Origin of the sequence: Stenotrophomonas sp. HMWF003 (assembly GCF_003061285.1) — a bacterium.
Lineage (GTDB): Bacteria > Pseudomonadota > Gammaproteobacteria > Xanthomonadales > Xanthomonadaceae > Stenotrophomonas > Stenotrophomonas maltophilia_AP.
In genome coordinates this window covers 13532-18198 of record NZ_QAIW01000158.1, presented here as the reverse complement: position 1 = coordinate 18198, position 4667 = coordinate 13532, and the positions used below count along the sequence as shown (strand labels likewise).

General features: G+C 65.0%; 9 protein-coding genes. 6 read left to right on the top strand and 3 right to left on the bottom strand.

Translation table 11 applies throughout. The features are described from left to right. Both DBR34_RS06350 and DBR34_RS06345 read right to left on the bottom strand, forming a co-directional pair. Window positions 1–530, bottom strand: a 530-nt coding sequence (locus DBR34_RS06350; protein WP_219928220.1) for a hypothetical protein, incomplete at its 3' end; no start/stop codon positions are given. Between the two features lie 34 nt (window positions 531–564). Then, on the bottom strand, window positions 565–876 hold the full coding sequence (locus DBR34_RS06345) for a hypothetical protein (RefSeq protein WP_038688959.1): 312 nt from the start codon (window positions 874–876) through the stop codon (window positions 565–567). A gap of 119 nt (window positions 877–995) precedes the next feature. Here DBR34_RS06345 and DBR34_RS06340 point away from each other — a divergent pair, with 119 nt between their 5' ends. From DBR34_RS06340 to DBR34_RS06315, 6 genes are all read left to right on the top strand, one after another. Next, complete coding sequence (locus tag DBR34_RS06340; RefSeq protein WP_128096155.1) at window positions 996–1406, top strand: g-type lysozyme inhibitor; 411 nt, start codon at window positions 996–998, stop codon at window positions 1404–1406. A 2-nt stretch (window positions 1407–1408) separates the two neighbouring features. Further along, on the top strand, window positions 1409–2077 hold the full coding sequence (locus DBR34_RS06335; RefSeq protein WP_128096154.1) for a hypothetical protein: 669 nt from the start codon (window positions 1409–1411) through the stop codon (window positions 2075–2077). 100 nt (window positions 2078–2177) lie between these two features. Further along, window positions 2178–2417 (top strand): hypothetical protein, encoded by a 240-nt coding sequence (locus DBR34_RS06330; protein WP_128096153.1) that lies wholly within the window; start codon window positions 2178–2180, stop codon window positions 2415–2417. A 66-nt stretch (window positions 2418–2483) separates the two neighbouring features. After that, window positions 2484–2726 (top strand): hypothetical protein, encoded by a 243-nt coding sequence (locus tag DBR34_RS06325; RefSeq protein ID WP_128096152.1) that lies wholly within the window; start codon window positions 2484–2486, stop codon window positions 2724–2726. 132 nt (window positions 2727–2858) lie between these two features. Continuing rightward, window positions 2859–3725 (top strand): endonuclease/exonuclease/phosphatase family protein, encoded by an 867-nt coding sequence (locus tag DBR34_RS06320; RefSeq protein ID WP_128096151.1) that lies wholly within the window; start codon window positions 2859–2861, stop codon window positions 3723–3725. A gap of 151 nt (window positions 3726–3876) precedes the next feature. Next, window positions 3877–4260, top strand: coding sequence for a VOC family protein (locus tag DBR34_RS06315; protein ID WP_128096150.1), 384 nt, complete (start codon window positions 3877–3879; stop codon window positions 4258–4260). 1 nt (window position 4261) lies between these two features. Here DBR34_RS06315 and DBR34_RS06310 read toward each other — a convergent pair whose 3' ends face one another. Next, on the bottom strand, window positions 4262–4528 hold the full coding sequence (locus DBR34_RS06310; RefSeq protein ID WP_128096149.1) for a hypothetical protein: 267 nt from the start codon (window positions 4526–4528) through the stop codon (window positions 4262–4264). Between the last annotated feature and the right edge of the window lie 139 nt (window positions 4529–4667).

Below are 4667 nucleotides of genomic sequence, written 5' to 3'. Positions count from 1 at the left end.
GTATTGGCCTCAATCCATTCCGCTGTGTCGACGCTGCGAAACCACTCCAGCGACAGCGTGACACTCGTCGACAGCTGCGCCTGCCAGTCCGGCACCTCCTCGAGGCTGTCGAACGCACGCAACCAGATCCCGAAACGTGCGTTGAAGGCCTCCAGCGTCTCCGCGTCATCCCGGAGGCTCCGCCAATCGGTCAGCGTCGCCACCACCGGGTTGGACACGCGCGCCTTGATCGTGGATTCAACCAGAGCGGGCGGCCAGGTTTCCGGGTAGTCGAATGCCTCGTCGCGCAGCGCCTGTTCCAGCACGGCGTTCACCCCCGCCATCAGCCCGCGATCGAGCAGGCCAAGGGTGAGGTGGAGCGAGTACCACCCTTTCTGTTTCGACAACCCCACCGTGTAGCGGTGGGTCCGGCCGGATGCATTGACGCGCTCGAAATGGCGCCCGCGCTTGAGCACGAATCCCGCGGCCGCGAACTCCGTGGTGACGGCATCGGTCAGCGTCTTCAGCATTGCCTGGGTAGCCTGGGTCACGCGTTACGCTCCTTGTGACGGTCCCGACGCTCGCTCACGGCAGGGTGAACTTCCGGGCCATGCGCAGCGGCCACACCGAGGTGAACTGCGCGCCGCCGACCAGCCGGTAGGCCGCCGAGACGCTGTGCAGCACCCCAAGCCGGTCCAGCACGTCCTTGGCCCGCCGGAAGACCGAGCGCGGGTCGTCGGTGAACATGAACAGGTTGATCTCCTTGGCGCTGATGTCGTGGCCGTCCAGCGCCGCCGTCGCGCCCAGTACCTGGCTGAGCTCAGCCTCCAGGGTGGCCAGGAAGGCCTCGTCGTCCAGCGACTTTCTCCAGAACTTGATCACAAGCTGGTAATCCATCGGGGGCCTGCCGTTCAAGAAGGGAACCGCCAAGGTTACCCTCCCTGGCGTCATCGACAACACCTTGATGTGCGGGCGATCATGCTCCGGTCATCCCCTCCCGGACAGCGAAGATTGCCATGGCCCCCTTCCGTTCGATTCTGTTGACCGCCCTGCTCGCGCTGACCCCGGCCCTGGCCGGCGCAGCCGACAAGGTGACCACCACGCCCGTGCAGTTCGCCAAGGGCACCAGCAGCGCCACGCTGCGTGGCACCGTTGCCGGCTACGACACCGTCCGCTACACAGTCGTCGCACGCGCCGGCCAGACCATGACCGTCACGCTGGCGGGCAGCGCCAACGCCAATCTCAACGTGTACGCGCCGGGCGTGGTGCCCGGCCAGGGCGAAGCACTGGGCAGCACCGATGAGACGCGCCGCTGGACCGGCACCCTGCCCGCCTCCGGCACCTATGTGATCCAGGTTTACCAGATGCGTGCGCAGGCACGTCGCGGCGAGAAGGCACCGCATACGTTGACCGTCGCCATCCACTGACCATGGATTTCCTCAAACTGCTCCGGTCGCTGGAAGAGTTTCTGTACGAACTCTGCACCTGGTTTCTGTTCTTTCCGCGCACCTTGTACCGGGTAATCGTGCACCCGCGGCGTATGGCGCAGTACGTCAACACCGAGCTGACCCAGAAGCTGGACAAGCAGTTCGACGATGCGATCAGCCCGCCGATGTTCCTGATGCTGGCGGTGCTGGTCGCGCACGGCGTGGAGCTGCTGATGCACCAGCAGGTAACCGGTACCGGGCAACTGTCGCGCACGGTGTTCGGCAATGAGGAAAGCCTGCTGCTGTACCGCTCGATCACCTTTGCGGTGTGGCCGCTGATCAGCAGCGTGCACCTGCTGCGGCGCAAGAAGGTGCCGATGACCCGTGAATCGCTGCGCCGCCCGTTCTTCATGCAGTGCTACCTGACTGCCCCGTTCGCGGTGGCGCTGTCGACCAGCATGGTGTTCGTGCGGCTGCCCGGCGCGCTGTCCACCCAGATCGGCATCGCGGTGTCGGTGCTGTCGCTGGTCTGGTATGCGGTGGTGCAGGCCGGCTGGCTCAAGGTGGCCCTGCAGCGGTCATGGCCGAACACGGTGCTGTCAACCGTCTGGGTACTGATGCTGGGCATCGTGATCAACAGCCTGATCGGCTGGATCCTGCTGGCGAACTGAGCGGGCGCCCGCGCGAGGGTAACGGCATATTGCCCGGTACATACGTCCATGCTAAATAACGCGGGCGCATGTGCGCTGCAGAGAAGCAAGGATAATGCTGATGAAACTGCACTTGGCCGCGATGGCCAGCATGGTATTGATCGCAGGTAGCGTAGCGACGGCGACAACGGCCAATGCCGGCCTGCCCGGCACCTCCACCACCGAATGTGTCCCGTTCAAAGTAGACCGCCATACCATCCATCAACGCTGCACCGTCACCCATACAGAGGCGGACGGATCGATCTGGGTATCGGTGTATTACATCGACCAGAATGGCGTCTGGTATCTCCCGGCAGACTGACCGGATTACGTGGGCGTGGATTACCCATGCCGTGACACTTCCACTGCAGAAGCAAGGATGATGCTTATGAAACTGCATTTGGCCGCGATGGCCACACTGGTAATCACGTTGGCCGCCAGCGGCACCGTTGGCATGGCCGAGGCCTCGGCACAGGACGGGTATTTCACCGAGTGCGTGCCGTTCATGGTGGCCAAGTATGTCTACCACCAGCGATGCACTACGTATTATCTGGACGAAAATGGCAATCGCCAGGTAGCCAGTGTCTACCACATCGACCAGGACGGGCAGTGGTACGTGCCCAACGAGTGACACTGTGGCGTTGAGCCGCACGGGGCAGGTGCACGCTGCCTGCCCCTCCAGCCGCCAACAGCTGCAATTCCCCCGCGGCCCCGTTCCATGCGACCCTTCGGGGAAACGTTTTCATGGGATGGAGGGATTCCAATGTTGTCTCGTTTTCGTCGTACCGCGCTGCTGGCGCTGATGGCCCTGTCATTGCCCGCTGGCCACGCACTGGCCGAAACGGCCGCCCCGTTGCGGGTGATGTCATTCAACGTGCGCACCCCTGTGGATACCGAACCCGGCCGCCGCTGGGACGACCGTCGCGATGCGATGGTCAGCCTGTTGCGTGAGCAGCACCCGGCGGTGTTCGGCACCCAGGAGCTGGTGCAGAAGCAGGCCGACTATCTGGTTGAACACCTGCCCGGCTACCGCTGGTTCGGCAAGGACCGTCGCGGCGGCACGGGCGATGAACACATGGGCGTGTTCTACGACAGCGCGCAGCTCACCGTGATCGAATCGGGCGATTTCTGGTTGTCCGATACGCCTGATGTGCCAGGCAGCATCACCTGGGGCAACCTCATGCCGCGCATGGTCACCTGGGCGTTGTTCCAGCGCCAGGCCGACGGCAAGCGCTTCTACCTGCTAAATACCCACCTGCCCTACCGCGACGAGGACGAGCCGCGCCGCGTGCTGGGCGCCAAGCTGATCACCACGCGCCTGGCCACGCTGCCCAAGGACATCCCGGTGGTGGTCACCGGCGACTTCAACAGCGAACCGGGCAGCACCACCTACCAGGCATTCACCACGGCACTGGGCGATGCCCGCAAACTGGCTGCCAAGGTCGATGGCCCGCGCCTGACCTTCCACGACTTCACCGGCAAGCCGACCGTGGAACTGGACTGGATCCTGGTGCGCGGCTTCAAGGTCGACCGTTTCCAGACGCTCGACGATGCGCCCGGCGGCGTGCTGCCGTCGGACCACTACCCGGTGCAGGCCGAGCTGGTCTTCCCGGCAACGACGGCGCGCTGAGCCGCCCACCTCTGGCCACGCCGCACGCCGCGGCGCGGCCAGGACGTCGCGGCAGCGGAAGTGGCGTGAAACGACGCGGGCCGGGCTACCTCACGCCACGTCGATGCCAGCGGTGCGATACCGGCACCCTCCCACTCTGGAGGTGCCGACCATGGCCCACCGCAGCCGCCTTGCCGGATTCATCATCGATTGCCACAACATCCCCGCCGACGAGGCCGCCGCCTTCTGGTCGGCGGCGCTGGGCTACCGCGCCCAACCGGCCTACAGCGAAGAGGGGGCCGAGTACGCGGACCTGGCGGGCGCACCGGCCGGGCTGAATGTGGAAGTGCAACGGGTGGAGCACGCCTCACGCGTGCACTTGGATATCGAAAGCGACGACATCGATGCCGAGGCGTCGCGCCTGGAAGCACTGGGGGCACGGCGGATCGGCTTCGTCAAACGCTGGTGGGTGATGGAAGCCCCCACCGGGCACCGGTTCTGCATCGTGCGCATGCGCGATGGGCAGGAGGGCGCTGAGGCCAACCACTGGGACTGAGTCAGCGCCTGCGCTGGCTGGCGTACTCCCGCAACAGCCGGCACACCGCCAGATGCTGGTCACGCGCCTGGCAGATCCTGGCCACCACGGCGATGAAGACGCCGATCACGAGTACGCCGATGTCCAGCAGCGTATCGGGAAGCCTGGCAAAGCCAAGCGCCACCATTAATGCGGCCAGCACCAGCAGCGTGATCGCACCGGGCGACAGTGCCGCCTGCCCGGTCTGCGCGGGCGTGGCGTCGCCCCGCCATGGGTTGGGTGTGATCATGGAAACGTCCCCCGATAAAAGGGACGTTTTGTATCATCTGGATTGATGTCAGCGGCAGTGGCAAAGCCGCCAATGGCTGCTTTTCCGGCTCGCCATCGCGGCAAACTCTGACGCTGCTCACATGTGAGGGCGGCCAGGC

Coding starts and splice junctions, on each gene's coding strand:
- DBR34_RS06345 (WP_038688959.1), bottom strand. CDS start 876: ATGGATTACCAGCTTGTGATCAAGTTCTGGAGAAAGTCGCTGGACGAC.
- DBR34_RS06340 (WP_128096155.1), top strand. CDS start 996: ATGGCCCCCTTCCGTTCGATTCTGTTGACCGCCCTGCTCGCGCTGACC.
- DBR34_RS06335 (WP_128096154.1), top strand. CDS start 1,409: ATGGATTTCCTCAAACTGCTCCGGTCGCTGGAAGAGTTTCTGTACGAA.
- DBR34_RS06330 (WP_128096153.1), top strand. CDS start 2,178: ATGAAACTGCACTTGGCCGCGATGGCCAGCATGGTATTGATCGCAGGT.
- DBR34_RS06325 (WP_128096152.1), top strand. CDS start 2,484: ATGAAACTGCATTTGGCCGCGATGGCCACACTGGTAATCACGTTGGCC.
- DBR34_RS06320 (WP_128096151.1), top strand. CDS start 2,859: ATGTTGTCTCGTTTTCGTCGTACCGCGCTGCTGGCGCTGATGGCCCTG.
- DBR34_RS06315 (WP_128096150.1), top strand. CDS start 3,877: ATGGCCCACCGCAGCCGCCTTGCCGGATTCATCATCGATTGCCACAAC.
- DBR34_RS06310 (WP_128096149.1), bottom strand. CDS start 4,528: ATGATCACACCCAACCCATGGCGGGGCGACGCCACGCCCGCGCAGACC.